Consider the following 25,958-nt stretch of genomic DNA (forward strand, 5'->3'; position numbering starts at 1 on the left):
CGGTTCATTCTGCCCAGCTGGGTGGGCGGCGCTGGAAGAAGGCCGTCATCCCCTCGATCACCTCGGGCGTGCCGAAGAAACTTCCCGAGCGTTTGGCCAGCTCATCGGCGGTGCGATCGAATTCTGCCACGAGGGACGCATTCACCAGCCGCTTACTTTCGGCCAGCCCCTGCGGGGACCCCTTGCGCAGTTCCCCGCACAGGCGGGCCACCTCGGCGGCGGCATCGGCGGCGGCGACGGTGATCAATCCGATCCGCTCCGCCTCGGCCGCGTCGAAGGTTTCCCCCGTCTGGTAGTAGCGAGCGGCGGCGCGGGAGGTCATCCGCGGCAGCAGTGTGAGCGAGATCATGAACGGCGCCAGGCCCAGCCGCGCCTCGGTGAGCGCGAAACTGCTCGACGGTCCGGCGACCGCGATATCGCAGGCGCCGACGATGCCCATTCCACCCGCGCGCACATTGCCGTCGACCTGCGCGACCACCGGCTTGTGCAGTTCCACGATGCCGCGCAGCACGTCGATCATCCACCGGGTGCGGATATCGGCGGCCGCGGCCGGATCGGCGTCGAGCGCCTCCTTGAGGTCCGCGCCGGCGCAGAAGGTATTGCCGGTGTGGGTGAGGATCACCCCGCGGGCCTGCTCGTCGGCGCCGGCCTTGCGCAGTCCGTCGAGCAGTTCCCGGACCAGCTTCGAGGACAACGCATTCCGATTGTGCGGTGAATCCAGCGTGAGCACCGCGAAGCCGTCGCGCACGTCGTAGCGCACGAAAGGCGTTTCGGTGCCGCCGGTTTCGGAACCGGTATCGGTGCCGGTGGTTTCGCTCACGTGCATTCCTCCTCGTCCGGTGCGGGATCGGTTTTCCGCCGGCCGGGCCGCGCACGGGCGGCCCGGCCGGTCGGGACTCAGTACGACTTCGGCAGGCCCAGCGAGTGCTGGGAGACGAAGTTCAGGATCATCTCCCGGCTCACCGGCGCCACCCGCGCGATCCGGGCCGCGCCGAGCATGCCCGCGAGACCGATATCCGCGGTCAGGCCCGAGCCACCGTGTGTCTGGATGGACTGATCCAGGGCCTTGATACTCGCCTCCGCCGCAGCGTATTTCGCCATATTGGCTGCCTCCGCGGCACCGAAGTCGTCGCCGGAATCGTAGAGGACGGCGGCCTTCTGCATCATCAGCTTGGCCAGTTCGAGTTCGATCTTCACCTGGGCCAGCGGATGCGAAATGCCCTGGTGCGCCGCGATCGGCGTCTTCCAGACCTGGCGCTCGCGGGCGTATTCGACCGCCCGGTCGATGGCGTAGCGGCCCATGCCGACCGCCATCGCCGCACCCATGATGCGCTCGGGGTTCAGGCCGGCGAACAGCTGCGCGATCGCCGCATCCTCCTGGCCCACCAGCGCGCTACCGGGCAGTCGCACATCGTCGAGGAACAGCGTGAACTGGTTGTCCGGCTCGATGATGTCCATCTCCTGGCGGTTCTTCTCGAAGCCGGGAGTATCGGTCGGGACGATGAACAGCGCCGGCTTCAGCTTGCCGGTCTTGGAATCCTCGGTGCGCGAGACGATCAGCACCGCCTCGGCCTGATCCACACCGGAGATGAAGATCTTGCGGCCGTTCAGGATCCAGTCGCCGCCGTCGCGGCGCGCGGTGGTCGTGATGTTGTGCGAGTTGGAGCCGGCATCGGGTTCGGTGATGCCGAACACCATCTTCGACGAGCCGTCGGCCAGCCGGGTCAGCCAGTACCGCTTCTGCTCCTCGGTGCCGTATTTGGTGATGATGGTGCCGCAGATCGCGGGCGAGACCACCATCAGCAGCAGGCCCGCGCCCTGGGCGGCCAGTTCCTCCATCACCAGCGCCAGCTCGTAGATTCCGGCGCCACCGCCGCCGTACTCCTCCGGCAGGTTCACGCCGAGGAAGCCGAGTTTGCCCGCCTCGTCCCACAATTCGTCCAGCGGTTCGTTGCGGCGCGCCTTCGCGGAGACGTAGTCGCGGTAGTTGTACTTCGCGGCGAGCTTGGCGACGGCCGCCCGCAGCTGCTTCTGTTCGTCGGTTTCGATGAAACTCATGGACATTCTCCTGTAGTGGGCGGCTATCCGGCGCTGACGTCGGCCGGTGCGGCGGTGGCTTCGGAATGGACGACCGCGAGCACGGCGCCGACGTCGACCTGTTGTCCCGCAACGACATTCAGCTCGGTGAGCACACCGGCCGCCGGGGCGGCGATGGTGTGTTCCATCTTCATGGCCTCGAGCCAGAGAATCGGCTGTCCCTTCTCGACGGCGGCGCCGACCTCGGCGCCCAGCCGGATCACCGAACCCGGCATCGGCGCCAGCAACGAGCCCTCGGCGACCTGGTCGGCCGGGTCGGAGAAGCGCGGAAGCCGGCGCACCGCGACCGGGCCCAGCGGCGAATCGACGGCCACCAGATCGCCGTAGCGCGCGACCTCGAACCGCCGCCGCACCGAGCCACGCTCGCCGGGCACACCGAGCACCACGACCTCCGGTGTGGCCTCGATCAGTTCGAGCCCCTCGTGGCCCTCGACCTCGAGTCCGGTGCGGCCGAGGCGGTAGCGCACCTCGTGCGTGCCCGTCACCCGGCTCTCATAGGACTTGCTCTGCGGCTGCGAGGGCAGATTGCGCCATCCGCTGGGCAGCGCCGCGCCGACGCGCGCTCGCGCTCGATTGGCGGCCGCGTCCGCCAGCGCCGCGGCGACGATGGACAGCGCCTCGTCGCCGGCCGAAACCAGCGGTGCCGCGAGGTTGTCCAGTCCGTGGGTGGCGAAGAACGCGGTATCGGTGTCACCGGCGAGGAAGGCCGGATGCCGCAGCACCCGCACCAGCAGGTCACGGTTGGTGACCAGACCGTGAATGCGGGCCCGCTGCAACGCGGTCGCCAGCAGATGCGCCGCCTCCTCGCGGGTGTCGGCGTAGGAGATGACCTTGGCCAGCATCGGGTCGTAGAACACCCCGACCGCCGAACCGTCCACCACACCGGAGTCCAGCCGCAGACCGGGCTCGGTCAGGACGGTGAATTCTGCTGTGCCGGGCGCGAATTCGATGCGATGCACCGCACCGCTCTGCGGCTGCCAATCGTGCGCCGGATCCTCCGCGTACAGCCGCACCTCGATGGAGTGGCCGCGCATCGGCGGCGGTTCCGGCGGCAGCCGGTGGCCCTGCGCCACCTGCAATTGCAGCCGGACCAGATCCAGGCCGGTGGTGCATTCGGTGACCGGATGTTCCACCTGCAGGCGGGTGTTCATCTCCAGGAAGAAGAAATCGCCCTGTTCGTCGGCGAGGAATTCGACCGTGCCCGCCCCCTCGTAGCCGATCGCCTCGGAGGCGAGCCGAGCCGCCTCGAACAACCGCTCCCGCATGGGCGCGATTCGCTCCACCAGCGGCGACGGTGCTTCCTCCACCACCTTCTGGTGCCGGCGCTGAATCGAGCATTCGCGCTCGCCCACCGCCCAGACCCGGCCGTGGGTATCGGCCATCACCTGCACCTCGATATGGCGGCCGGTTTCCAGGTAGCGCTCGCAGAACACCGTCGGATCGCCGAAGGCCGATTCCGCCTCGCGCCGCGCGGCCTCGAGCTGATCCGGAAGTTCCGCCAGGGAACGCACCACCCGCATACCGCGCCCGCCACCACCGGCGGAGGCCTTGATCAGCACGGGCAGCAGGTCCTCGGTGACCTCGTCCGGATCCAGTTCGGCCAGTACCGGGACACCCGCGGCGTCCATCATCTTCTTGGATTCGACCTTCGAACCCATCTGCTCGATGGCCGCGACCGGCGGGCCCACCCACGCCAAGCCGGCATCGATCACCCGGCGAGCGAAGTCCGCGTTCTCGGAGAGGAATCCGTAGCCGGGATGAATCGCATCGGCACCCGCGGCACGGGCGGCCTCGATGATCAGATCGCCGCGCAGGTAGGTCTCGGCGGGGGTGTTGCCGGGCAGCCGGATCGCCGCGTCGGCCTCGGCCACATGCGGCGCGTTCGCATCGGCGTCGGAATACACCGCGGTCGTGGCGATACCCATGCGCCGGCACGTCGCGAAGACGCGCCGGGCGATCTCCCCGCGGTTGGCGACCAGAACGTTCGTGATCGGCCCTACTGTCATCTCAGACCTCACATCCGGAAGACGCCGAAGCCCTCGGCGCCCTTGATCGGGGCATTGTGGATGGCCGACAACGCCATTCCCAATACCGTGCGGGTGTCGCGGGGGTCGATCACGCCGTCGTCGTAGAGCCGGCCCGACATGAACATCGGCAGCGATTCGGCCTCGATCTGGGCCTCGATCATCGCGCGCATGCCCTTGTCGGCCTCTTCGTTGAAGGCCTGGCCGCGCGCCTCGGCGGCGGCCCGGCCCACGATGGAGATCACGCCCGCCAGCTGCGCACCGCCCATCACCGCGGATTTGGCGCTGGGCCAGGCGAAGACGAAGCGCGGATCGTAGGCGCGCCCGCACATGCCGTAGTGCCCGGCCCCGTAGGAGGCGCCCATCAGCAGCGAGATGTGCGGCACCTTCGAATTGGAGACGGCGTTGATCATCATCGCGCCGTGTTTGATGATGCCCTTCTGCTCGTATTCCTTACCCACCATGTAGCCGGTGGTGTTGTGCAGGAACAGCAGTGGGGTGTTCGACTGATTGGCCAGCTGGATGAACTGCGCGGCCTTCTGCGCCTCCTCGGAGAAGAGCACACCGCGGGCGTTGGCGAGAATGCCGACCGGATAGCCGTGCAGCTCCGCCCAGCCCGTCACCAGGCTGGAGCCGTAGAGCGGTTTGAATTCGTCGAAGTCGGATCCGTCCACCACCCGGGCGATGACCTCGCGCGGGTCGAACGGAATCTTCAGGTCGGTGGGCACGATGCCGAGCAGTTCCTCGGAATCGTAGAGCGGTTCGATCACCTCGGCGGGCGGACGCGGGGCGGGACCGGTCTTGCGCCAGTTCAGCCGGCGCACGATCGACCGGCCGATCCGGATGGCGTCCTGTTCGTCGGCGGCGAGATAGTCGGCCAGGCCCGACGTGCGGGCGTGCATGTCGGCGCCACCGAGCGATTCGTCGTCGGACTCCTCACCCGTCGCCATCTTGACCAGCGGCGGACCGCCGAGGAACACCTTGGAGCGTTCCTTGATCATGACGGTGTAGTCGGACATGCCGGGAATGTAGGCGCCGCCCGCGGTGGAGTTGCCGAAAACCAGAGCGATGGTGGGGATTCCGGCCGCCGAGAGCCGGGTGAGGTCGCGGAACATGCGACCGCCCGGGACGAACACCTCCTTCTGCGTCGGCAGGTCGGCGCCGCCGGACTCCACCAGGCCGATCACCGGGAGCCGGTTCTCCAGCGCGATGTCGTTCATGCGCAGGTTCTTGCGCAGCGTCCACGGATTCGACGTGCCGCCGCGCACGGTCGGATCGGGGGCCACGATCATGCATTCGACGCCCTCGACGATGCCGATGCCCGCGATCACCGAGGCGCCCACATGGAATTCGCTGCCCCAGGCGGCCAGCGGCGCCAGCTCGAGGAACGGCGAATCCTCGTCGATGAGCAGTTCGATGCGCTCGCGCGCGGTGAGCTTGCCGCGCTTGCGGTGCCGCGCCATCTTGTCCGGGCCACCGCCCGCGATGTTCTTGGCGTATTCGTCCTCGACCTCGGCCAGTTTCTCGGTCATGGCGTCGGCGGCGGCGCGGTAGTCCGCCGAATTCGGGTCGATGGCTGTACGGAGAGTGCTCAAGATTGGTACCCCAATCGCTTGGCCGCGAGGCTGGTCAGGATTTCGTTGGTGCCGCCGCCGATACCGAGGATGCGCACGTCGCGGTAGTGGCGCTCCACCTCGGATTCGCGCATGTAGCCCAGGCCGCCGAACAGCTGAACCGCTTGGTGGGCAACCCATTCCGCGGTCTCCACCGCGGTGTTCTTGGCGAAGCAGACCTCGGCGATCAGATCGGTTTCCCCGGCCGCCGCGCGTTCGGCCACGTGCCGGGTGTACACGCGAGCGACGTCGATTCGGCGGGCCATCTCCGACAGCGTGTTCTGCACCGCCTGCCGGCTGATGAGCGGACGTCCGAAGGTCTCGCGGTCGCGGCACCACTGCAGGGTCAGATCCAGGCAGCGCTGCGCATGCCCGTAGGCCTGCACCGCCAGCCCCACCCGCTCGCTCACGAAAGCCTGTGCGATCTGGGCGAATCCGGAATTCTCGGCGCCCACCAGATTCGACACCGGCACCCGCACGTCGACATAGGACAGTTCGGCGGTATCGGAGGCCAGCCAGCCCATCTTCTCCAGTTTGCGGCTGACCGTGAATCCCGGCCGGTCCTTCTCGACCAGCAGCAGCGAGACACCGGAAGCGCCGGGGCCGCCCGTGCGCACAGCGGTCACCACGTAGTCGGCTCGCACCCCGGAGGTGATGAAGGTCTTCGATCCGTTGACCACGTAGTCGTCGCCGTCGCGCACCGCGCTGGTGGTGAGGTGGCCGACGTCGGAACCGCCGCCGGGTTCGGTGATGGCCAGTGAGCCGATCTTCTCCCCCGCCAGGGTGGGCTTCACCCAGCGTTCGATCAGCTCCGCATTGCCGGACGCGGCCATGTGCGGCACCGCGATACCGCAGGTGAACAGGGAAGCGAACAGTCCGCCCGAGCAGCCGGCGTAGTGCATCTCCTCGGCCACGATGGCGGCGTCGATTCCGTCTCCGCCCGCGCCGCCGACCGCCTCCGGAAACTGGATGCCGAGCAGTCCGAGCGCACCCGCCTTCTTGTGCAGTTCGCGGGGGATCTCGCCGGCGCGCTCCCACTCGTCCAGAAAGGGCAGCACCTCACGCTCGGCGAAACCTCGTACGGTAGCGCGTAATTCACGCCGCTCGGGCGTCTCCCAGACACTGGTCACGGTAGTAACTCCACGGGTATGTCGAGGTGGCGGGATCGCAGCCATTCGCCGAGTCCCTTGGCTTGTGGATCGAATCTGGCCTGGTAGGCGACGCCGAGGCCGAGCAGGTCCTCGACGATGAAGTTCACCGCTCGCAGATTCGGCAGGACGTGCCGGGTGACGGTGAGCTTCGCGGTCTCCGGCAGCAGCGCCCGCAGCGTGTCGACGGTGAGGGTGTGCACCAGCCAGCGCCACTGGTCGTCGGTGCGCACCCAGACCCCGATATTGGCGTTTCCACCCTTGTCGCCGCTGCGGGCGAGAGCGATGGAACCGAGTGGGACACGGCGGGTTTCACCGGCCGGCAGGGGCTGCGGCAGCTCCGGTTCGGCCACCTCGTCCAGTTCCCGGCTCTGCGCGGGCGGGGCGATCGCCACGCGCGAGCCGTCGGGCAGTACGGCGGTGTGCGCGACCTCGGCAGCATCGACGTAGCCCGCGGTGTAGACGCCGTAGGGCGCACCGTTTCCGGGCGGCGTGGTCATGGTGAAACCGGGATAGCTGGCCAGCGCCAATTCGACTGCGACACTGGAGAATGCGCGTCCCACCTTGTTGGGATCGGGGTCGCGGACCACGCAGCGCAGCAGGGCGCTGGCCTGTTCCTCGGTCTCGGCATCGGGACGGTCCAGCCGTGACAGCGACCAGTCGAGTTCGGCCGGGCGCACCGGCAGCCAGCTCTCCAATTGCCGCTGCGCCAGTGCGGCTTTGGCCTCGATGTCGAGTCCGGTGAGGACGAAGGTCATCTCGTTGCGGAAGCCGCCCAGGGTGTTCAGCGAGACCTTCAGCCGCGGCGGCGGCGCCTCACCGGTCACGCCGCTGATCAGCACGCGGTCGGCGCCGTCGGCGGCGAGCCGGATGCTGTCGAGGCGGGCGGTGACATCGGGACCGGCGTAGCGCGCGCTCTGGATCTCGTACATCAGCTGCGCTTCGACGGTGTCGACGGTGACCGCGCCACCGGTGTTCGCGTGTTTGGTGATGACGCTGCTGCCGTCGCGGCGTACCTCGGCGATCGGGAAGCCGGGACGGTCGAGATTCTCGATCTCGGTGAAGAACGCGAAGTTGCCGCCGGTGGCCTGGGTGCCGCATTCGATGACGTGCCCGGCGACCACCGCACCCGCCAGTGCGTCGAAATCGTCTCGGGCCCAGCCGAAGTGGGCGGCCGCCGGCCCGACCACCACGGAGGCGTCGGTCACCCGTCCGGTGACGACGATATCGGCCCCTGCGTTCAGCGCCTCGGCGATACCCCACGCGCCGAGGTAGGCGTTGGCGGTGAGCGGTGCGCCCAAGCCCAGTTCCTGCGCGCGCGGAAGCAGGTCGTCACCCTCGACGTAGGCGATCTTCGGTGTGACGCCGAGCTTGTCGGCCACCTCGGCGACCCGCTGCGCCAATCCGGCCGGATTGAGTCCGCCCGCGTTCGCGACGATGCGCACGCCGCGGTCGAGGGCCAGGCCGAGGCAGTCCTCGAGTTGGCGCACGAAGGTCTTGGCATAGCCGAGGGCCGGATCCTTCATCCGGTCGCGGCCGAGGATCAGCATGGTCAGTTCGGCGAGATAGTCACCGGTGAGCACGTCGAGTTGCCCGCCCTCGAGCATCTCGCGCATCGCGCTCAACCGGTCGCCGTAGAAGCCGGAACAGTTGCCGACCTGGAGGACCTCCGGGTCGGCGCCGAGACTCGTCATCTGCGCGGCGCCTCCTCATGCGACGTGCCTGCCGCAGCGGCTCCGCTGCGTCGGGTTCCAGCGTCACATCGGGTCCAGAAAAAATCAAGCCTGCGTGCTTGTTAATTGCGAAAGCCGCAGGTAGAAGCGGCGCGCCGCGCCTCGACCCGTCCGAACAGGGCCGATCGGGCTACCGCGAGCCGGTCCACCGGCCCACCCGGCCGCTATCGCGAACCGAGGGAACCGGCCGGTGTCCGGTGCTCGCGAGCCGCCGGGCAAGATGGCAGGGTGTCCAATTCCGTGATCGTCGTACTCCTGCTGGCCGTGGCCGGATTCCTGGTCGGCGGCGCCTTCACCATGTGGAAGAACTCCCGGGTGCTGTCGGTGATGCTGGGCGCCTGCGCGGTCCTCGCGGTCGTCGGCGTGGTCACCTGGTGGTAGACCGCCCGGCGCCTAGTCGCCGGCGAGGCGGAAGATGCGCATCCCCTCCGGAACGCCGTTGAGCGGTGCGGCGAACATGCTGCGCCGATAGGGCTTGGCCGCGACCTCGAGCTCCTTCAGGGTGCTCGGCTCCAGCGCTTCGAGCGTGGTCTCCGAGATCATCGTGTTGCCGTTGCCGCCGGCCTCCATCACCCGCGCGGCGATGGTGACGTCCACCCCCAGCCAGTCGCCGCCTATCTCGCGCGGCGTACCCGTGTGCAGGCCCGCCCGCATGCGCGGGCGATATCCCGCCACCTCGACCCGGTCCAGATTCTTCTTCGCGGTCAGGACCGCACGCACCGCGCTGTCCGGGGAGGCGAATACCGCCATCACCCCGTCACCCATGCGCTTGACGACCTGACCGCCGCGATCGACGATCGGCGGTTCGATGGCTCGCGCCACCCGCCGCAACAACTCCAGCGTCGCCTCGTCACCGGCCGACAGCGACCATCGGGAGAATGCCACCAGGTCGGTGAACACCACCGTGATCTCCGCACTGCCCTTACCGCGGCCGACCCGCTCCAGCATCGCCTGCCAGACCTGCAGCGCGCCCAGACCCAGCTCCTTGGCGGCGCTGGGGTTGTCGCCCACGATCTTGTCGGCCGCGCGGGCCACCGCCCGCGCGCCGCCGGGGCCGGACAGCGACAGCGGGTCACCGAATGCCGGATCGCCGGGCAAGCTCTCGCGCGCCTTGCGAATCACACCGATGACGTCGGCCCGCTGATTGGCCGCGGCCATCAGCGAGGACAGCTGATCGGTTCGGCGCCGGCCGAACGACCGTAGCCGAGATTGCGCCTCGCCGGCCGGCGTGAGCGGAATCACGATCTCGACCTCCGAGTCGAGATCGGATTCGGCGCCGGCCTCGGGCGCGTCGACCGGCAGCACCGTGTCGGCATCGGCCCCCCTTGTTCCCCGCCGACCGGCGGTGCCGTTGCGACGCGACCCCGAACCACCCGTCCGGTTTCGCGCATTTCCGGGACGGGCTGCGCGGGACGCGTTTTCGCCGTCACCGGAAGGTCTTTCGCTCACATCCCGAGCGTAGCCAATGATCGCCACCTGCCACCTCTCTATCGGACGGAGCGGGCACAGCGCTGGGTCCGCCGATGGATAACGTGCTGGTTGCCCGGCCGATGTTACCCATCGGCTCTTCCACGCGGAAGGTCCGGCGGCGCTGTTAACGAAGGCGTTGCACACAGCACACCGGCCCGATGCACAGCGCGAAACGGCTGCACATCGGGCCGGTGATCGTCACATTCGCCGGGCAGTGGCGGCTGTGACCGAGATAGCAGTCCCCCGACAGGACCGCCCTCCCGTTCCCGGGCTTCGCGAGGGTGAACGCCCGGGAGCGGGCAGGTATGAAATTGTGGATCAGGCGTCGCGGCGGTCGACCACGATCAGCGCGGCGCCGAAGACGATCGCCACGAAGACGACGAAGTAGATCAGTCCGCCCCACGGCCCCCAGTGCCAGTGCGCCGCGGAGGAGTTGTCGTCGCCGAGGAATCGGTTGATGTTGGCGAAGGGCAGGAACGGCTGCACGCTGCGGCCGAAGCTGCCGAAACTACCGAGCAGCGTCTCGATCAGCAAGGGCCACAACACGATCAGCGAGATCGCCGCGGCGGACTGCCGCACCAGGGCGCCGATGCCGACCGACAGGACCACCGCCAGGAAGGCGTAGATCGCCAGTCCGTAGAGCGCGCGCCAATCGGCGTCCGAACTCAGGCTCATCTGCCGCCCCGCATCGCCGGCCAGCGGTTTCGCGATGAGATAGGCCAGCAGGCCCAGCACGAAGGTCAGCACCGCCGCGTAGGCGCCGGTCAGCAGGGCTTTGGTGGTGAGGACCAGCCATCGGTTCGGGGTCGCCTGGAAGGTGGTCCGGATGATGCCGAAGCGGTATTCACTGGTCACGGTGAGGGCGGCCATGATCATCAGGACCATCACGCCGAATCCGGAGACACCGACCGTGGCGCCGGCGGTGGTCAGGGTGGTTTGGTTCTCGTGGCCCATACTCGCCCGCGAAACGGCCGCGAACAGCGCGGCCATGCCCAGGCCCAGCGCCACGACGATCGCCGAACACCACCATGGCGACCGAGTCGAGGTGAGTTTGATCCGCTCCGCGGTGACGACACCCATCAGAGCGCACCTCCCATCGCCTGTTCGATGCCCGCACCGTGGTACTGCACCGCACCTCCGGTCATCCGCATGAACGCCTCCTCGAGCGAAGCCTGTTGCGGCGCAAGCTCATACAGCGTGATGCCGTTCGCGCCCGCCAATTTGCCGATCGCGTCGCTGGTTTCCCCGACCACCACCAGTGCGGGGGCGGTGTCGATCGCCCCTTCCCGGTCGGCCGCGCTGCCGTCCTCGCGCACGGTCATCCCGTTCGAGGTGAGCAGGCTGCGCAGCTCGTCCAGTTGCGGACTGCGCACCCGGACGGTCGATTCCGACGACTTCGCGATGAAATCCTTGGTGTCGGTGTCGGCGATCAGCCTGCCGCGCCCGATCACGACCAGATGGTCGGCGGTCTGCGCCATTTCCGACAGCAGATGGCTCGACACCAGCACGGTGCGCCCCTCGGCGGCCAGCCGCTGCATGAACCGCCGGATCCACAGAATGCCCTCGGGGTCCAGGCCGTTGACCGGTTCATCGAACAGCAGTACCGGCGGATCACCGAGCAGCGCCCCGGCCAGGCCGAGCCGCTGCGACATGCCGAGCGAGAAGCCGCCGGCCTTCTTGTTGGCGACCTCGGTCAGGCCCACCAGCCGCAGCACCTCTTCCACCCGGCTGACCGGAATGTCGTTGGTGGCGGCCATCCAGCGCAGATGCGAACGAGCCGACCGGTTCGGATGGACCCACTTGGCATCCAGCAGGGCTCCGACCGTGCGCAGCGGATGATCCAGCTCGCGGTAGCGCTTGCCCTGGATGAACGCCGTCCCGGCCGTGGGCTGATCCAGACCGAGGATCATCCGCATGGTGGTCGACTTCCCGGCGCCGTTCGGGCCGAGGAACCCGGTCACCTTGCCGGGTGTGACCGTGAACGACAGGTTCTCGACGGCAACGGTCGCACCGAAGCGCTTGGTAAGACCTCTGCATTCGATCATGGGCACCAGTCTTCCCGAGAAATCGGCACGCGACCATCGCTCAGAGGTCGCGAGTCCGGTCATCCTCGAGGATGAGGGGGACCCCTAGGGTCCCGGTGGGGTCCCCCAGCCGCGACCTGGGGACATCCCCGTGTTCACACCGCGGGCGAGGAGGCCTGAGCCCAGAACCGCTTGGGGATGCGCCCGGCGTGGCGGGCCAGATGACCGGCCTGCACGGCGGCGGCCATCGCCCTCGCCATCCGGGCCGGATGCCGGGCACGGGTGACGGCGGTGGCCAGCAACACGGCAGAACAGCCGAGTTCCATCGCCAGCGCCGCGTCGCTCGCCGTGCCGATCCCGGCGTCGAGCACGACCGGAACCCCGGCGGCCTCGACGATCATCTCGATATTGTGCGGATTGCCGATGCCCAGGCCGGTGCCGATCGGCGAACCGAGCGGCATCACCGCGGCGCAACCGGCGTCCTCCAAGCGTCGCGCGAGGACCGGATCGTCGGTGGTGTAGGGCAGCACCACGAAGCCGTCGTCGACCAATTGCTCTGCGGCCGAGACCAATTCGATGGCGTCCGGCAGCAGCGTGCGTTCGTCGGCGATGACCTCGAGTTTCACCCAATCGGTCTCCAGCGCCTCGCGGGCCAGCTGTGCGGTGAGCACCGCCTCGGCCGCGGTACGGCAACCGGCGGTATTGGGCAGCGGGGCGATGTCGAGGCGTTTGAGCAGGTCGAGCACGCCCGTTCCGCCCGCGGCGTCGATGCGGCGCATGGCGACCGTGGTCAATTCGGTGCCGGAGGCGACCAGCGCCTCCTCGAGCACCGCCAGATTCTCCGCCCCGCCGGTGCCCATGATCAGCCGGGAGCCGAATTCCCGATCGGCGATCCGCAGCGGCTCGGCCGGTAACGGTTCGATACCCGGCATGTCAGCCACCCTGCACCGCCGTCAGGACCTCGATCTCCCAGCCCCGGCCCACCGGCTCGTCCCACCGCGACTTCGGGAACAGCGCGCCGTCGACCGCCAGCGCGATACCGCGGCACGGCAGTTCGAGACGCTCGAGCAGGTCCCGGACGGTGAGCGGCTCCGCGAAGACGTGTTCGGTGCCGTTCACCGTGACGCCGATGGGGATCGATGGGGACGCGGAACTCGGTTGCGCGGTCACTGGTTACCTCCTGATGATGATGCGGGAGTAGCGGTTTCGGCGAGGTCGAAGCGGTGTGGATCGGCGGCCTTCGCCTCGGTGAGGACGTCCCCGGCCAGCAGCGCCGCCACCGCGTCGACGGTGATGGGTACGCCGAGGATGCCGTTGCGGCCGTGCCCGGTGGCGGCGATCACCCGATCCGAGAGCCACCCGATCAGCGGCAGATTGTCGGGGGTGCCGGGACGCCCGCCCGCGGCGGCCTCAGCCAGTTCGTAGTCGCCGAGGGCCGGCCACACCGCCTCCGCGTCGGCGATCAGGTCCCGGACCCCCGCGACGGTCACGGTGGTGTCGAATCCGGCCTCGTACTGGGTTGCGCCGACCACCAGGCCGTCGGCCCGCGGGACCAGATAGACCGGCCGGCCGTGCACCCGCGCGCGGATCACCGAGGAGGGCGGCGGCGGAGTGCCCGGGCGCCGGCGCAACCGCAGGATCTCGCCCTTGACCGGCCGCACCGGCAGATCCCACAGCCGGGCACTCGCCGAACCCGCGGCCAGCACGACCCGGTCGTGGTCGAGTTCGTCCACAGCCGCCACCGGCACGGGCTCGATGTGCACACCGGCCTGTTCACAACCGCGACGCAGGGCGTCGAGGAGCAGACGGTTGTCCACCGCCGGTTCGTCCACGGCGAGCAGGCCGGCCCGGACGGTACGCGACAGCCCGGCCTCGGTCGCGCGGACCCCGGCCCGGTCGAGCACGCGCATCGGATATCCGTGGGTGCCGCAGAAGTCGGCGATCGTGCGCAGGTCGGCGGCATCGGCCGCGTCCAGCGCGAGGGTGAGGGTCTGTTCGGCCACGAAGACGTCCACCCCGGTGGCGTCCCGCAGCCGCGCGCCGAATTCCGGCCAGCGCCGCAGCGATGCCGCGCCGAATTCGAGCAGGTCGTCCTCGCCGGGCCAGCCCTCCGAGAGCGGGGCGAGCATGCCGCCCGCGACCCAGGACGCGCCGGAGCCCACGGCGGGATCGAACATCGTCACCGACCAGCCCTGTTCGGCGGCCCGCCAGGCCACCGCCAGACCGATCACGCCCCCACCCACGACGGCCAGACTTCGCATCACTCCACCTCGCTCGGGTCCCGGACTCGCACGCACCGCGCCGTGCACGGCCGACACCGGGAAATCGGCGTTCCCGCGCGGCCGCCATCGCTGCGGGAATGCCCTCTTGTTTCGCCTCTCCACGGTAGCGCGGCTACGGTCGAAGCCGTGCAACCGTCCCAATCGCAACGCCCGATGGCACCGCGCGAACGCCTGGCCTCGGCCCGGCTCTACCTGTGCACCGACGCCCGGCGCGATACCGGTGATCTGGCCGCGTTCGCCGAGGCGGCGCTGTCCGGCGGCGTCGACATCATCCAGCTACGTGACAAGGGTTCGGCCGGCGAGGCGAAGTTCGGGCCGCTCGAGGCCGGTGCCGAACTCGGCGCGCTGGCCGAACTGAAGGCCGCCGCCCGCCGCCACGGCGCGCTGGTCGCCGTCAACGATCGCGCCGATATCGCGCTGGCGGCCGGCGCCGACGTGCTGCATCTGGGCCAGGGCGACCTACCGCCCTGGTACGCCCGCCGGATCGTCGGGCCCGATGTGGTGATCGGCCGGTCCACCCACAATCGCAATCAGGCCGGTCTCGCGATCGTCGACGAGCACATCGACTACTTCTGCACCGGGCCGGTGTGGGATACGCCGACCAAACCGGGCCGCGCCGCGGCGGGAATCGAGCTGGTGCGCTCGACCGCGGAGTCGCATCCGACCCGGCCGTGGTTCGCGATCGGCGGTATCGATCGCGACCGCCTGCCGGAGGTGCTCGCGGCCGGCGCCGACCGAGTGGTGGTGGTGCGTGCCATCACCGCGGCGCGCGACCCCCAGGCCGCCGCCCGCGAACTCAAACAGCGGCTGCTGGAGAACGCGGCGAACTGATCCACAGCCGTACACATGGGGAGGACACGGCTATTCACACACGGCGTTCAGCCCAGCACCTGGTCCAGGGTCAGCAGCAGCGTTTCCTCGTACCGCGCGCACCCACCGGATCCGTTCTCGCGCTGCGCGATCCGGGCGGTCGGCGCGGCGGAGTCGTGGGCGTCCAGCCACAGGAATCCGCGATCGGCGAGGTCGATCGTGCGCGGCAGCACCGCCGCGATGGCGGCCGCCTCGGCGAGACCCTCCAGTTCCAGCCGGGCCGCGGCCGCCCGCAAACCGGGCCATGCGGCGGCGAATCCGGGATGCAGCGGCCTGGCGTCGACCTCCTCCTCGGGAACCCACGCCAGCTCGGCACTTTCGCGATTCGCGGTGGTAGCCAAGGTTTCCGACACATCGGCCACCACGGTGGTGTAGGTCCAGCCGGAGTCCGCGGTACTCGTCACCCGGCTGCCGCGCACCCGCACCGCATCCGGATCGATTCCGGCTTCTTCCTGCGCCTCACGCACCGCAGCGTGCACGCTGGTCTCATGACTGTCGCGTGCACCACCGGGCAGCGCCCACGTTCCGCCCTGATGGCTCCACGGCGCCCGATGTTGCAGCAGCACCAGCGCGCCGCCGCCCTGCCGAGGTGCCCGCAGCAGCAGTCCGGCGGCCCCGAACAGGCCCCACTGCCGCGTCCCATCGGGGCTCTCCAAGAAGCCGTCTCCGTCACCGCGCATGCTCCGCCTCGTCCCGATCCGCGCCGGCGTCCTGATCGCCGGCCTCCGGGCACCGCCGTCATGACCGACACATATCGGGCGGTACCGGTACGACCACAATAAGCTCAGTCCGCACAATGCAACCCGCTGAACGAACGGAGGTGGGCATGGCTCGAATCGGGCATTCGCAGCTCGACGAGCTGTCCCCGCGGGCCGCGGCTGCCGCCGTGCGCAGCCGGCTCGACGCGACCGAAGTCCGCGCGTTCGCGCGCTCGTCCCCCGCCCGGCTGATCGCGCTGGGCCTGCTGCTGCTCGGGCTGTGCCTGGTCGCCGGCGCCGTCACCTCGGGAGAGGTGGGCCACCGCCAGCACGCCCTGGACAATCTCCTCGACCAGGCCGAACCCGACGCCAATTCCGCCCAGCATCTCTACACCTCGCTGTCGGTGGCCGACGCCGCCGCCGGCACCGCCTTCATCTCGGGCGGGCTGGAGCCGAAACCGGTGCGCGACCGCTACGACCAGGCGGTCGGTGAGGCAGCGGCGGAACTGGTGGCCCAGTCCGACAACGCCGGTACGCCCGGCTCGGCCACGCCCGATGCCGACACCCGCCTGCGCACCGGCGTGGCCACGGAACTGCCGGTCTACACCGGGCTGATCGAAACCGCACGCGCCAACAATCGCGAAGGCCATCCCGTCGGCGCCGCGTATCTGAGCGAGGCGTCGAATCTCATGCAGACCACCATGCTCCCGACCGCGCAGGAGTTGCAGGAACACCGGTCCGCGGCGATCGCGGCCACCCAGCGCCAGCATGTACGCCCGCCCTGGGCGGCGATCGTGCTGCCGATCCTGACCCTCGCCGCGCTGGTGGCGGCGCAGTTCTATCTGGCCCGGCGGTGGCATCGAGTGCTCAATCCGGGTCTGCTGGCGGCCTCCGGCGTTCTGCTGATCCTGCTGGCCTGGACGGTGATCGCCGGGTCGTTCTCGGCGGTGGCGACCACCTCGGGACGCGACGACGGCGCGCTACCGGGCGCACAGCTGACCGAGAGCCGCATCCTCGCCCAGCAGGCGCGAGCGGCGGAGACGCTGAAACTGGTGCGCCGCGATGCCAGCGGCGACTACGACCACACATACGACACCGCCACCGCGCGGCTCGACGATCTGCTCACCCACTATCCCGGCGACGCACCGGGCGCCGACGATGTGCGCAATGCGCATGCGGCACTGGGCCGTTGGCGCTCCGCGCATCAGCGGATGAACGACGCGCTGGGCCGCGGCGATTTCCCGGCGGCCACCGTGGTGGCGATCGGCGCGGATCCGGCGCAGGCCAGCGCCGCGGTCGACACCCTCGACAACGCGCTCGCCGCCGGCATGGGGGCCACCCGAAATACGTTGCGCGGGGAGATATCCGATGCCGCGCGTTCGCTGGATTTCCTGGCTCCGGGCGCACTCACCCTGGCCGCGCTGGCGGCGGTGTTCGTGGTGGCCGGCCTGTGGCCGCGTTTGAGGGAGTACCGATGAGGGCGAGGCGGGTCGCGGCAGCGGCATTGGCGGCATCGACGCTCCTGGCCGGGGGCTGCGGCGGTGCGCCGAGCGCCCCGCGCACCGGCGGCAGCGGCAATTACACCGAGCCACCACTGCCCGCCAATGCCGTGGTGACACAACCACAGTCGGCTCCCGCGCCCGATCTCGAACCACAATGCGGCAATCCCACCGCCAGCCTGCGCCCCGGCGCCGACCACGGACCGGCCCTCGATGCCGTCCGCGCGCGCGGGCGATTGCTGGTCGGCCTGGACCCGGGCAGCAATCTGTTCAGCTTCCGCGACCCGATCAGCGGCACCCTGGCCGGCTTCGACGTCGACGTCGCCGCCGAGATCGCGCGCGACCTGTTCGGCGATCCGCGCCGCATCGAATACCGGATCCTCGGCTCGGCGGATCGCGAACGGGCACTGCAGGATCACACCGTCGACGTCGTGGTGAAGACCATGACCATCACCTGCGATCGACGTCAGCGCGTGGACTTCTCCACCACCTATCTGATGTCGCATCAGCGCGTGCTGGCCGTGAAGGGATCCGGCATCACCTCGATGGCGGATCTGGCCGGTAAGCGCGTGTGCGCGGTGGGCGGCACCACCTCGCTCGACCGGATCCGCCACATCCAGCCGACGGCCGCGATCATGACGGTCCCGACCTGGGCGGACTGCCTGGTGGTGTTGCAGCAGCGCCAGGTCGACGCGGTCAGCACCGACGACGCGCTGCTCGCCGGGCTGGCAGCCCAGGATCCGTACGCCGAGGTGGTGGGCCCCGCCCTCAGCGACGAACCCTACGGCGTCGGCGTTCCGAAGGGGAACGACGACATGGTCCGGTTCGTCAATGCCACCCTGCAGCGATTGCGCACCGACGGCACCTGGGATCGGCTCTATCAGCATTGGCTGGCGCCCGCGCTGGGTCCCGCGGCCGGACCGCCGGAACCGACCTATCGGGACTGATCGATGTCCGAACACCAGCAGTTCTCCGAATCCGATCCGCCGGCATCCGTTCCGCCGACGTCTCTCACGTCCACACCGGAAACCGGTGAGGCCCCGACGACACCGCAGCACCGCCGCGCCCCGGAACCGCCGGGGACCCGGCAGACACCCGGAACTCGGCAAACACCCGGGCAACAGCAGATCCCCGGTGCGCAGCACATCCAGGGGACCCAGCGCGCCGACATGCCCACGGCCGCAGCCTCGTTCACCGGTCCCGCCACCGCCGCTACCCCGACCGGCACCGGCGGGCCGGACACCGCGTCGTATCCGAGCGAGCCGAGCCGCCCCACCGGGCGCAGCGGGCGCACCGTGCGCTCCCGCCCCACCGTGCGCCGCCTGGGCGCCGGTCTGGTGCCGATTCCCGCTGTGCCACAGATGGATCCGATGGTGGCGGTACTCGCCGATCCGGTGGTGGCCGAGGGCCGGCGGTACTGCTGGCGCTGCGGCCGGCCGGTCGGGCGTAGCACGCCCGCCCACGCCGCCACGGCCGTCGGAATCTGCGACAATTGCGGCGCCCCTTACGATTTCCGTCCGTACCTGCGGGCCGGCGATCGCGTCGCCGGGCAGTACGAGATCCAGGGCTGTATCGCGCACGGCGGACTCGGCTGGATCTATCTCGCGATCGATCGCAACGTCAGCGACCGCTGGGTCGTATTGAAGGGCCTGCTGCACGGCGGCGATGCCGAGGCTCAGGCGGTCGCGGTCGCCGAACGTCGGTATCTGGCCGAACTTGCCCATCCGAGCATCGTCAAGATCCACAACTTCGTCGAACATCCGGGGCCCGACGGCTCGCCGATCGGCTACATCGTCATGGAGTACGTGGGCGGTCGTTCGCTGCGCGATCTGCTCGACACGCATCCACGGCCGGAACGAATGCCGGTTCCGGAGGCGATCGCCTACATCCTGGAGATCCTGCCCGCGCTGGAATACCTGCACGCGCTGGAGCTGGCCTACAACGACCTCAAGCCCGACAACATCATGGTCACCGAAGACCAGGTGAAACTGATCGACCTGGGCGCCACGGCACCGTTCGACTCCTACGGAAATCTGTACGGCACCAAGGGGTTCCAAGCGCCGGAGATCGCCACCACCGGCCCCACCGCGGCCACCGACATCTACACCGTCGGCCGCACCCTGGCGGTGCTGACCGTGAATATCCCGATGGTCGCCGGCCGCTACACCGACGGCATACCGCACCCTGACGTCGAACCGGTCCTGGCTCGCTACGAATTCCTGCATCGGCTGTTGCTGACCGCGACCGATCCCGATCCGGCCCGCCGCTTCCCCTCGGCCCGGGTGATGACCACACAGCTCGCGGGCGTGCTACGCGAAATCCTGGCCACCGACACCGGTACCGAACATCCGCAGCTGTCGACACTGTTCAGTCCACCGCGTACCAGTTTCGGCACCGACGAGTTGATCGCGCAGACCGACGTCTACGCCGACGGCGTGGTCCGCGGTAAGAACCTCGCCGCCCGCGATATCGCCGCCGCCCTGCCGGTGCCGCTGATCGATCCGGCCGATCCCTCGGCCGCGCTGCTCGCCGGAACCGTGCACTCCGAACCGGAACATGCCCTCGACGCGGTGCGGGCCGCGCGGCGGCGAGCCGAGACCGCGCCGGGTGGTGCGCCGGACGGTTTCGCCGCCGAGGCCACCCTGGCCGAGGTGCGCATCCACCTCGATCTCGACCAACCGGGCGCGGCCCGGGAGCTGCTGGGGTCTCTGGGCGAACACGATTGGCGCACCGACTGGTTCCAGGGCCTGATCGCGCTGCGCGAGCAGGATTACGAACGCGCCTACGACTGCTTCGACACGGTGCTGTGCGCGCTGCCCGGTGAGATCGCACCCAAACTCGCCCTCGCCGCGACCGCGGAACTGGTTCTGCAACATTGGGATTCGCCGGATCCCGCGCAGTGGCGGCGGTGCGCCGAGAAGTTCTACGCGACGGTGTGGCGGACCGACCGCGGCGTGGTCAGTGCCGCGTTCGGGCTCGCCCGGCAATTGGCCGCCGACGGCCGGGTCGGCGCGGCGGTCGCGGCCCTCGACGAGGTTCCCTCCGCCTCCCGGCACTACACCGAGGCGCGGCTGACCGCGGTCCTGCTCCTGCTCACCGCACAGCCCGCCGAACCCGCCGACTCGGAGCCCGAGGCCGGTGAGACACAGCGGACGCACGCCGCCACCGACCGGCTGGAGGAGTCCACCCTGCACGTCGCCGCGGCGCGGCTGCAGGCACTGCCCGCGACGGAACGCCGGGTCGCGCAGCTGCGGATCCTGGTTCTCGGCACCGCTCTGGCGTGGCTGCAGGCCGGACATCGTCCGCAGGCATCGGACCGGACCCTGCTCGGACAACCGTTCACCGAACGCGGGCTGCGCCGGGGGATCGAATCGGGACTGCGCGCGCTCGCCCGCACCGCCCCCGGCCGGACACACCGCTACGCCCTGGTGGATCTGGCGAACGCGATCCGCGCCAAGAGCTGGTTCTGAGTTTCCTTCAGCCCACCAGCGCGGCCGCCGCACGGGCGATCGCCAGTTCCTCGTCGGTCGGCACCACGAGCACGGCCACCTCCGCGTCCGGAGGTGAAATATGGCGCGCCGCGCGGTCTTTCGCGGCGTTGCGCACCGGATCCACCGCGATGCCGAAGCGTTCCAGCCCGGCCAGCGCGTCGGCGCGCACCTGCGCGTTGTTCTCCCCGACGCCGGCGGTGAAGGTGATCGCGTCGACGCGGCCCAGCTCCACCAGGTAGGCGCCGATGTAGTGACGCAACCGATGCACGTAGACGTCATAGGCCAACCGCGCCGCGGCATCGCCGGATTCGATCAGCTCGAACAACCGCCGGAAGTCGTTGACCCCGGACAACCCCTTGATGCCCGACCGGCGGTTGAGCAGTTCGTCGATGTCGTCGATGTCCAGACCCGCGGTCCGCGCCAGATGCAGTGGAATGCCCGGATCGATATCGCCGGACCGGGTGCCCATCACCAACCCCTCCAGCGGCGTCAGTCCCATGCTGGTGTCGACGGCCCGGCCGCCGCGAATCGCCGAGGCCGAGGCGCCGTTACCCAGATGCAGGACGATCTGGTTGTGCGCGGCCGGGTCGCCGCCGAGCAGTTCGGACACCCGCCCGGAGACGTACTCGTGCGAGGTGCCGTGAAATCCGTAGCGCCGGACGCCGTGCGCGGCCGCGACACCGGCGTCGATGGCGTAGGTCTTCGCGGCGTCGGGCAGTCCGTGGAAGAAGGCGGTGTCGAAGACCGCGACCTGCGGGAGATCGGGCAGCAGTGCGCGCGCGGAGCGGATGCCGGTGACGTTGGCCGGATTGTGCAGTGGCGCCAGGGTCGAGAGTTTGTCGATCGATTCCACCACGGCGTCGGTGATCAGGGTCGGTTCGTAGAAGACCTCGCCACCGTGCACGACCCGATGTCCGACCGCCGAGAGCCCCGCCCCGCTCAGATCCTGACCGCTGCGCGAGAACAGGTCGAACGCGACTCGCAGCCCCGCCGCGTGATCGGGAATCGGTCCCGCGTGCTCGAAATCCTTTCCGTCACTGTGATGTTCGACGGTGACCTCGTCCTCGGAGACGGGCTCCCCGATGCGCGACACCAGCCCGGACGCCGCCACGTGCGCCGAAACCGGGTCCAGCAGTTGATATTTGATCGACGACGACCCCGAGTTGATCACCAATACCTGCATCAGCCCTCCTGTGACTTGCGGGGCACCCGCACCCGGTCGGCACAGCGAGCCGCTGCGCGATTGTCGCTCACCGTGCCTCCAGTGTCCTGCGGGGCACCCGCACCCGGTCGGCACAGCGAGCCGCTGCGCGATTGTCGCTCACCGTGCCTCCTGCTTCTGCGCCTGGATCGCCGTGATGGCCACGGTGTTCACGATGTCGGCCACCAGGGCGCCGCGCGACAGGTCGTTGACCGGTTTGCGCAATCCCTGCAGCACCGGTCCGATCGCCACCGCGCCCGCGCTGCGTTGCACGGCCTTGTAGGTGTTGTTCCCGGTATTGAGGTCCGGGAAGATGAACACCGTCGCGCGCCCGGCGACATCGGAATGCGGAAGTTTGGTGCTCGCGACCGTCGGTTCGATCGCGGCGTCGTACTGGATCGGGCCCTCCACCGGCAGGTGCGGCGCGCGCCGGTGCACCAGTTCGGTTGCGGCCCTGACCTTGTCGACATCCGCGCCGGATCCGGACTCGCCCGTCGAATACGACAGCATCGCCACCCGGGGCTCGATCCCGAACTGCTGCGCGGTGCGGGCTGAGGAGATCGCGATATCGGAGAGCTGTTCGGAGGTCGGATCCGGCACCACCGCGCAGTCGCCGTAGGCCAGCACCCGATCGGCCAGGCACATCAGGAAGACACTCGACACCGTCGAAACGCCGGGTTCGGTCTTGATGATCTCGAACGAGGGCCGGATCGTATGCGCGGTGGTGTGCGCGGCGCCGGAGACCATGCCGTCGGCGATGCCCCGGTACACCATCATGGTGCCGAAATACGAGATGTCGGCCATGAATTCGCGGGCCCGCTCGACCGTCATCCCCTTGTGCGCGCGCAGCCGCGCGAATTCTTCGGCGAATTCTCCGCGCAGCTCGCTGGTGCGTGGATCGAGTACCTGGGCGGCGTCGATGTCCACACCGAGTTCGGCCGCGCGGGCCCGCACGGTGGCCTCGTCGCCGAGGATGGTCAGCTCCGCGATCTTGCGTTGCAGCACGCGTCCGGCCGCTCGCAGGATGCGATCGTCGTCGCCCTCCGGCAACACGATCCGGCGCGGATCGGCACGAGCCCGTTCCACCAGCTGGTATTCGAACATCTGCGGCGTGACCACCGAGGGCACCGGAATTTCGATGAGATTCAACAGCTTCCGGCTGTCCACCCGCTGCTCCATCAGCGCCAGCGCGGTGTCGACCTTGCGCATACTGCTGAGCGAGACCCGCCCGCGGGTGCGCGCGGCGGCGCTGGCGGTGTCGAAGGTGCCCAGCTGCGTGGTGAGGATGGGCAGTTTCGGCTTGAGGCCCTCCATCAGGCGGGCGATCGCCGGATCCGGCAGCATGCCCCCGTTCATGATGATGCCCGACAGCGACGGGAACCCCTCCGCCTCGTGCGCGTTCACCAGCGACAGCAGGACGTCGGAACGGTCGCCCGGCACGATCACCGCGACGCCGTCGCTGAGCCGCTCGAGGATGTGCTCGGCGGTCATCCCGCCGACCATCACCTTCAGCGCCTCGCGCTGCAGCAGTTCCGGATCGCCCGAATAGACGGTGCCGTCGATGGCCTCGCAGAGTTCGTTCATGGTCGGCGCCGTCAGCAGCGGCACCTCCGGCATCGTCCACGACGGACAGGGCAGCACCGCCATCGCCTCCCGCACGTCTTCGAGCCGCTCGGGATCGCAGCGGTTGACGATGATCGCCATGAGCTGCGCGTGCTCGTGTTCGAGTTCGGCCTCGCAGACCCGGGCGACCTGCACGACCTCCTCGGGACTGCGACCGGACCCGCGCAGGACCAGCAGGACCGGTGCGCCGAGGTTGACCGCGATCCGGGCGTTGTAGCGCAGTTCGCTGGGCCCGGCGACATCGGTGTAGTCGCTGCCGACCACCACCACGGCGTCGCATACCTTGGCGACCTCGTGGAACCGCATCACGATCTCACTGATCGCGGCGTCGGGGTCGGCGTGCACCTGCTCGTAGGTGACACCGACCGCCTGTTCGTAGTCGATATCGGCGGTGCAGTGTTCGAGCAGCAGCTCGAGAATGTAGTCGCGGCCCCGGTTGGACCGGGTGATCGGCCGGAAGACGCCCACCCGCGGCGTCGTCGCCGAGAGCATCTGCAACATGCCCAGTGCCACGGTGGATTTGCCGGTGTCACCTTCCAGTGACGCGATGTACACGGTGGAGGGTGCGGGTTCGGCCATGGTCCCGAGCTTAGTGAGCGGGTGAGCGCCGGCGGTCGAACCCACGACCGGTGCCGGTGAAATCACATTCGGGCGGTCGGCGGAATGCGACCGCCACCGAGACCTGAGTGTTCCGGACATACAGCTGCGCTTTTCGACCATTCATCGGCTCACGGCTCATCCGTAGTGTCGTATCCATGCGACTCGGTACCTTCCTTCCCACCTCCACTCCCGATCCCCGGCGGCCGATCCTCGGCGATGTCGGCGCCGCGGCGCGGTTCGCCGAGGAGGTAGGGCTCGATTCGGTGTGGTCGACCGACCACCTCGTAGCCAGCGCGCCGATTCTGGAGAGTTCGGTCACGCTGGCGACCGCGGCGGCGGTGACCGAACGGATTCACATCGGCTACGGCGTGCTGCTGCTCGCACTGCGCCCGGCCGCATGGGCGGCCAAGCAGATCGCCGCGCTGCAGTACGTCTCCGCGGATCGGCTGCTACTGGGTGTCGGCACCGGCAATCCCGCCCACGGCGATATCGGCTGGCGAGCGGCCGGGCTGTCGTTCGGCGACCGGGGCCGGCGCACCGACGAGAATCTGCGCGTGCTGCCCGACCTGATCGCGGGCCGGCCCGCCGTCCTGCCGGACGGCACCGAGGTCACGCTCGCACCCGGTGCGACGGTTCCGCCGATCCTGGTGGCCGGGGACGGTCCGCGCGCCCGGCGCCGGGCGGCCGAGTTCGCCGACGGCTGGCTCGCGATCGGGCTCGCACCGCAGGACATCGCCACCGCCAGAAGGGAATTGACCGAATTCGCCACGGAGTTCGGGCGGAACGCACCCACCGTCTCCGTCGTCACGGCATTGCCCGCGGAGCTCGGCGAAGCCCGGGAACTGTTCGACGCCTACACCGAGGCGGGCGTCGACCACCTGCTCACCGCACCGCGCGACGGTGACTGGCGCCAGGGCTACGAATTCGCGGCCGCGATCCGGCGGTAAACGCTCTCACCCACCCGCGCGACGCCGGCCGGAGCCTTAGGATCACTGTCCATGACGGCACAGTTTCCGGATCGGCAATGGGGTTCGCGGACCGGTCTGCTCGGGCGGACAGCGAGCGCGTTCGCCGCGACGAAATTCGGATCGCTCGTCGTCCGCACCCTCACCCCGCTGGACCGGAAAGTGTTGCAGCGCACCGGCGCTCGCTACACCGTGCTCGGCCCGATCGGCGCGCCGATCGTTCTGCTCACCACCACCGGTCGCAAGTCCGGGCAGCCGCGCACCTCACCGCTGTTGTACGTCCACGACGGCGACACGCTGTACGTGATCGGCAGCAACTTCGGCCAGTCCCGCCATCCCGCCTGGACCGCCAATCTGCTGGCCGGTCCCGAGGCGACGGTAACCCTTGCGGGACAGAGCATTCCGGTGCGCGCAGAGCTGGTCGAGGATCCGGTGCGCAAACAGCGGATCTTCGACCGGTTCGTGGAGACGACCGAGGCCTACGCCGCCTACCGCAACCGGACCACCCGCGACCTGCGCTTGTTCGCCCTGACCAAAGCGTGAGGTTTCGCAATGTCACGCTCGACTCGCCGAGCGTGACATCCGAGGAGTAGCCGGCGCCGGCTCAGAGTGCGCGCAGA

The 25,958-nt window shown here is 69.3% G+C and carries 22 protein-coding genes; 7 read left to right on the top strand and 15 right to left on the bottom strand.

What is annotated here, in order from left to right; translation table 11 throughout:
- Positions 1–4: 4 nt before the first annotated feature.
- From NA3_RS32465 to NA3_RS32490, 6 genes are all read right to left on the bottom strand, one after another.
- Positions 5–820 carry an enoyl-CoA hydratase family protein gene (locus tag NA3_RS32465; RefSeq protein WP_062968301.1) on the bottom strand — a complete coding sequence of 272 codons (816 nt, stop codon included), beginning with the start codon at positions 818–820 and terminating at the stop codon, positions 5–7.
- 77 nt (positions 821–897) lie between these two features.
- On the bottom strand, positions 898–2,058 hold the full coding sequence (locus NA3_RS32470; RefSeq protein ID WP_062968303.1) for an acyl-CoA dehydrogenase family protein: 1,161 nt from the start codon (positions 2,056–2,058) through the stop codon (positions 898–900).
- A gap of 23 nt (positions 2,059–2,081) precedes the next feature.
- On the bottom strand, positions 2,082–4,103 hold the full coding sequence (locus NA3_RS32475) for an acetyl/propionyl/methylcrotonyl-CoA carboxylase subunit alpha (protein ID WP_062968259.1): 2,022 nt from the start codon (positions 4,101–4,103) through the stop codon (positions 2,082–2,084).
- A gap of 8 nt (positions 4,104–4,111) precedes the next feature.
- On the bottom strand, positions 4,112–5,716 hold the full coding sequence (locus tag NA3_RS32480; protein WP_062968261.1) for an acyl-CoA carboxylase subunit beta: 1,605 nt from the start codon (positions 5,714–5,716) through the stop codon (positions 4,112–4,114).
- Positions 5,713–6,864 carry an acyl-CoA dehydrogenase family protein gene (locus tag NA3_RS32485; RefSeq protein ID WP_227995586.1) on the bottom strand — a complete coding sequence of 384 codons (1,152 nt, stop codon included), beginning with the start codon at positions 6,862–6,864 and terminating at the stop codon, positions 5,713–5,715. Before NA3_RS32485 ends, NA3_RS32480 begins: the two co-directional genes overlap by 4 nt.
- Positions 6,861–8,576: an acyclic terpene utilization AtuA family protein gene (locus NA3_RS32490; RefSeq protein ID WP_062968266.1), complete on the bottom strand. Its 1,716-nt coding sequence runs from the start codon at positions 8,574–8,576 to the stop codon at positions 6,861–6,863. The genes NA3_RS32485 and NA3_RS32490 overlap by 4 nt, the downstream gene beginning before the upstream one ends.
- A 267-nt stretch (positions 8,577–8,843) precedes the next feature.
- Here NA3_RS32490 and NA3_RS37865 point away from each other — a divergent pair, with 267 nt between their 5' ends.
- Positions 8,844–8,996 carry a CG2302 family histidine operon protein gene (locus NA3_RS37865; RefSeq protein ID WP_167355072.1) on the top strand — a complete coding sequence of 51 codons (153 nt, stop codon included), beginning with the start codon at positions 8,844–8,846 and terminating at the stop codon, positions 8,994–8,996.
- 12 nt (positions 8,997–9,008) lie between these two features.
- Here NA3_RS37865 and NA3_RS32495 read toward each other — a convergent pair whose 3' ends face one another.
- The 6 genes from NA3_RS32495 to thiO form a co-directional block, all read right to left on the bottom strand.
- Positions 9,009–9,857 (bottom strand): adenylate/guanylate cyclase domain-containing protein, encoded by an 849-nt coding sequence (locus NA3_RS32495; RefSeq protein WP_439956200.1) that lies wholly within the window; start codon positions 9,855–9,857, stop codon positions 9,009–9,011.
- Positions 9,858–10,403: 546 nt separating this feature from the next.
- On the bottom strand, positions 10,404–11,165 hold the full coding sequence (locus NA3_RS32500; RefSeq protein ID WP_062968268.1) for an ABC transporter permease: 762 nt from the start codon (positions 11,163–11,165) through the stop codon (positions 10,404–10,406).
- Positions 11,165–12,130, bottom strand: coding sequence for an ABC transporter ATP-binding protein (locus NA3_RS32505; RefSeq protein ID WP_062968270.1), 966 nt, complete (start codon positions 12,128–12,130; stop codon positions 11,165–11,167). Before NA3_RS32505 ends, NA3_RS32500 begins: the two co-directional genes overlap by 1 nt.
- 134 nt (positions 12,131–12,264) lie before the next feature.
- Positions 12,265–13,041, bottom strand: a complete 777-nt coding sequence (locus NA3_RS32510; RefSeq protein WP_062968272.1) for a thiazole synthase — start codon at positions 13,039–13,041, stop codon at positions 12,265–12,267.
- Between the two features lies 1 nt (position 13,042).
- Positions 13,043–13,279, bottom strand: a complete 237-nt coding sequence (gene thiS / locus NA3_RS32515; protein WP_062968274.1) for a sulfur carrier protein ThiS — start codon at positions 13,277–13,279, stop codon at positions 13,043–13,045.
- Positions 13,276–14,370, bottom strand: coding sequence for a glycine oxidase ThiO (gene thiO, locus NA3_RS32520; protein ID WP_062968305.1), 1,095 nt, complete (start codon positions 14,368–14,370; stop codon positions 13,276–13,278). The genes thiS and thiO overlap by 4 nt, the downstream gene beginning before the upstream one ends.
- Positions 14,371–14,544: 174 nt before the next feature.
- On the opposite strand from thiO, the gene thiE reads away from it, so the two are divergent.
- Positions 14,545–15,222, top strand: coding sequence for a thiamine phosphate synthase (thiE, locus tag NA3_RS32525; RefSeq protein ID WP_084492060.1), 678 nt, complete (start codon positions 14,545–14,547; stop codon positions 15,220–15,222).
- A gap of 47 nt (positions 15,223–15,269) precedes the next feature.
- Here the strand turns inward: thiE and NA3_RS32530 are convergent, their stop codons facing one another.
- On the bottom strand, positions 15,270–15,941 hold the full coding sequence (locus NA3_RS32530) for an NUDIX hydrolase (protein ID WP_084492061.1): 672 nt from the start codon (positions 15,939–15,941) through the stop codon (positions 15,270–15,272).
- 146 nt (positions 15,942–16,087) lie between these two features.
- On the opposite strand from NA3_RS32530, the gene NA3_RS32535 reads away from it, so the two are divergent.
- The 3 genes from NA3_RS32535 to NA3_RS32545 are packed head-to-tail and all read left to right on the top strand — an operon-like array spanning position 16,088 to position 20,928.
- On the top strand, positions 16,088–17,437 hold the full coding sequence (locus NA3_RS32535; RefSeq protein ID WP_062968277.1) for a GlnX family signal transduction membrane protein: 1,350 nt from the start codon (positions 16,088–16,090) through the stop codon (positions 17,435–17,437).
- The gene (locus NA3_RS32540; protein WP_062968278.1) at positions 17,434–18,405 is read left to right on the top strand and encodes a glutamate ABC transporter substrate-binding protein; all 972 of its coding nucleotides are present in this window, start codon (positions 17,434–17,436) and stop codon (positions 18,403–18,405) included. Before NA3_RS32535 ends, NA3_RS32540 begins: the two co-directional genes overlap by 4 nt.
- A 3-nt stretch (positions 18,406–18,408) precedes the next feature.
- Entirely contained in the window at positions 18,409–20,928 is a 2,520-nt protein-coding gene (locus NA3_RS32545; protein ID WP_084492063.1) for a serine/threonine-protein kinase, read from the top strand.
- Positions 20,929–20,935: 7 nt separating this feature from the next.
- Here the strand turns inward: NA3_RS32545 and NA3_RS32550 are convergent, their stop codons facing one another.
- Together NA3_RS32550 and pta are read right to left on the bottom strand one after the other, a co-directional pair.
- Positions 20,936–22,132: an acetate kinase gene (locus tag NA3_RS32550; protein WP_062968280.1), complete on the bottom strand. Its 1,197-nt coding sequence runs from the start codon at positions 22,130–22,132 to the stop codon at positions 20,936–20,938.
- 138 nt (positions 22,133–22,270) lie between these two features.
- Positions 22,271–24,352: a phosphate acetyltransferase gene (gene pta / locus NA3_RS32555; RefSeq protein WP_062968282.1), complete on the bottom strand. Its 2,082-nt coding sequence runs from the start codon at positions 24,350–24,352 to the stop codon at positions 22,271–22,273.
- A 176-nt stretch (positions 24,353–24,528) separates the two neighbouring features.
- Between pta and NA3_RS32560 the strand changes: the two genes are divergently transcribed.
- On the top strand, positions 24,529–25,320 hold the full coding sequence (locus tag NA3_RS32560) for an LLM class flavin-dependent oxidoreductase (RefSeq protein WP_062968284.1): 792 nt from the start codon (positions 24,529–24,531) through the stop codon (positions 25,318–25,320).
- A gap of 51 nt (positions 25,321–25,371) precedes the next feature.
- Positions 25,372–25,881, top strand: a complete 510-nt coding sequence (locus NA3_RS32565) for a nitroreductase/quinone reductase family protein (RefSeq protein WP_062968286.1) — start codon at positions 25,372–25,374, stop codon at positions 25,879–25,881.
- The last annotated feature ends 77 nt before the right edge of the window (positions 25,882–25,958 follow it).

The organism is Nocardia africana NBRC 100379 (genome assembly GCF_001612635.1).
Classification (GTDB): Bacteria; Actinomycetota; Actinomycetes; order Mycobacteriales; family Mycobacteriaceae; genus Nocardia; species Nocardia africana.

Excerpts from the sequence above, each read along its gene's own strand:
- NA3_RS32470 (WP_062968303.1), bottom strand. The coding sequence starts at position 2,058 with ATGAGTTTCATCGAAACCGACGAACAGAAGCAGCTGCGGGCGGCCGTC.
- NA3_RS32475 (WP_062968259.1), bottom strand. The coding sequence starts at position 4,103 with ATGACAGTAGGGCCGATCACGAACGTTCTGGTCGCCAACCGCGGGGAG.
- NA3_RS32490 (WP_062968266.1), bottom strand. The coding sequence starts at position 8,576 with ATGACGAGTCTCGGCGCCGACCCGGAGGTCCTCCAGGTCGGCAACTGT.
- NA3_RS32500 (WP_062968268.1), bottom strand. The coding sequence starts at position 11,165 with ATGGGTGTCGTCACCGCGGAGCGGATCAAACTCACCTCGACTCGGTCG.
- NA3_RS32505 (WP_062968270.1), bottom strand. The coding sequence starts at position 12,130 with ATGATCGAATGCAGAGGTCTTACCAAGCGCTTCGGTGCGACCGTTGCC.
- NA3_RS32510 (WP_062968272.1), bottom strand. The coding sequence starts at position 13,041 with ATGCCGGGTATCGAACCGTTACCGGCCGAGCCGCTGCGGATCGCCGAT.
- thiO (WP_062968305.1), bottom strand. The coding sequence starts at position 14,370 with ATGCGAAGTCTGGCCGTCGTGGGTGGGGGCGTGATCGGTCTGGCGGTG.
- thiE (WP_084492060.1), top strand. The coding sequence starts at position 14,545 with ATGGCACCGCGCGAACGCCTGGCCTCGGCCCGGCTCTACCTGTGCACC.
- NA3_RS32530 (WP_084492061.1), bottom strand. The coding sequence starts at position 15,941 with ATGCGCGGTGACGGAGACGGCTTCTTGGAGAGCCCCGATGGGACGCGG.
- NA3_RS32535 (WP_062968277.1), top strand. The coding sequence starts at position 16,088 with ATGGCTCGAATCGGGCATTCGCAGCTCGACGAGCTGTCCCCGCGGGCC.
- NA3_RS32540 (WP_062968278.1), top strand. The coding sequence starts at position 17,434 with ATGAGGGCGAGGCGGGTCGCGGCAGCGGCATTGGCGGCATCGACGCTC.
- NA3_RS32545 (WP_084492063.1), top strand. The coding sequence starts at position 18,409 with ATGTCCGAACACCAGCAGTTCTCCGAATCCGATCCGCCGGCATCCGTT.
- NA3_RS32550 (WP_062968280.1), bottom strand. The coding sequence starts at position 22,132 with ATGCAGGTATTGGTGATCAACTCGGGGTCGTCGTCGATCAAATATCAA.
- pta (WP_062968282.1), bottom strand. The coding sequence starts at position 24,352 with ATGGCCGAACCCGCACCCTCCACCGTGTACATCGCGTCACTGGAAGGT.
- NA3_RS32560 (WP_062968284.1), top strand. The coding sequence starts at position 24,529 with ATGCGACTCGGTACCTTCCTTCCCACCTCCACTCCCGATCCCCGGCGG.
- NA3_RS32565 (WP_062968286.1), top strand. The coding sequence starts at position 25,372 with ATGACGGCACAGTTTCCGGATCGGCAATGGGGTTCGCGGACCGGTCTG.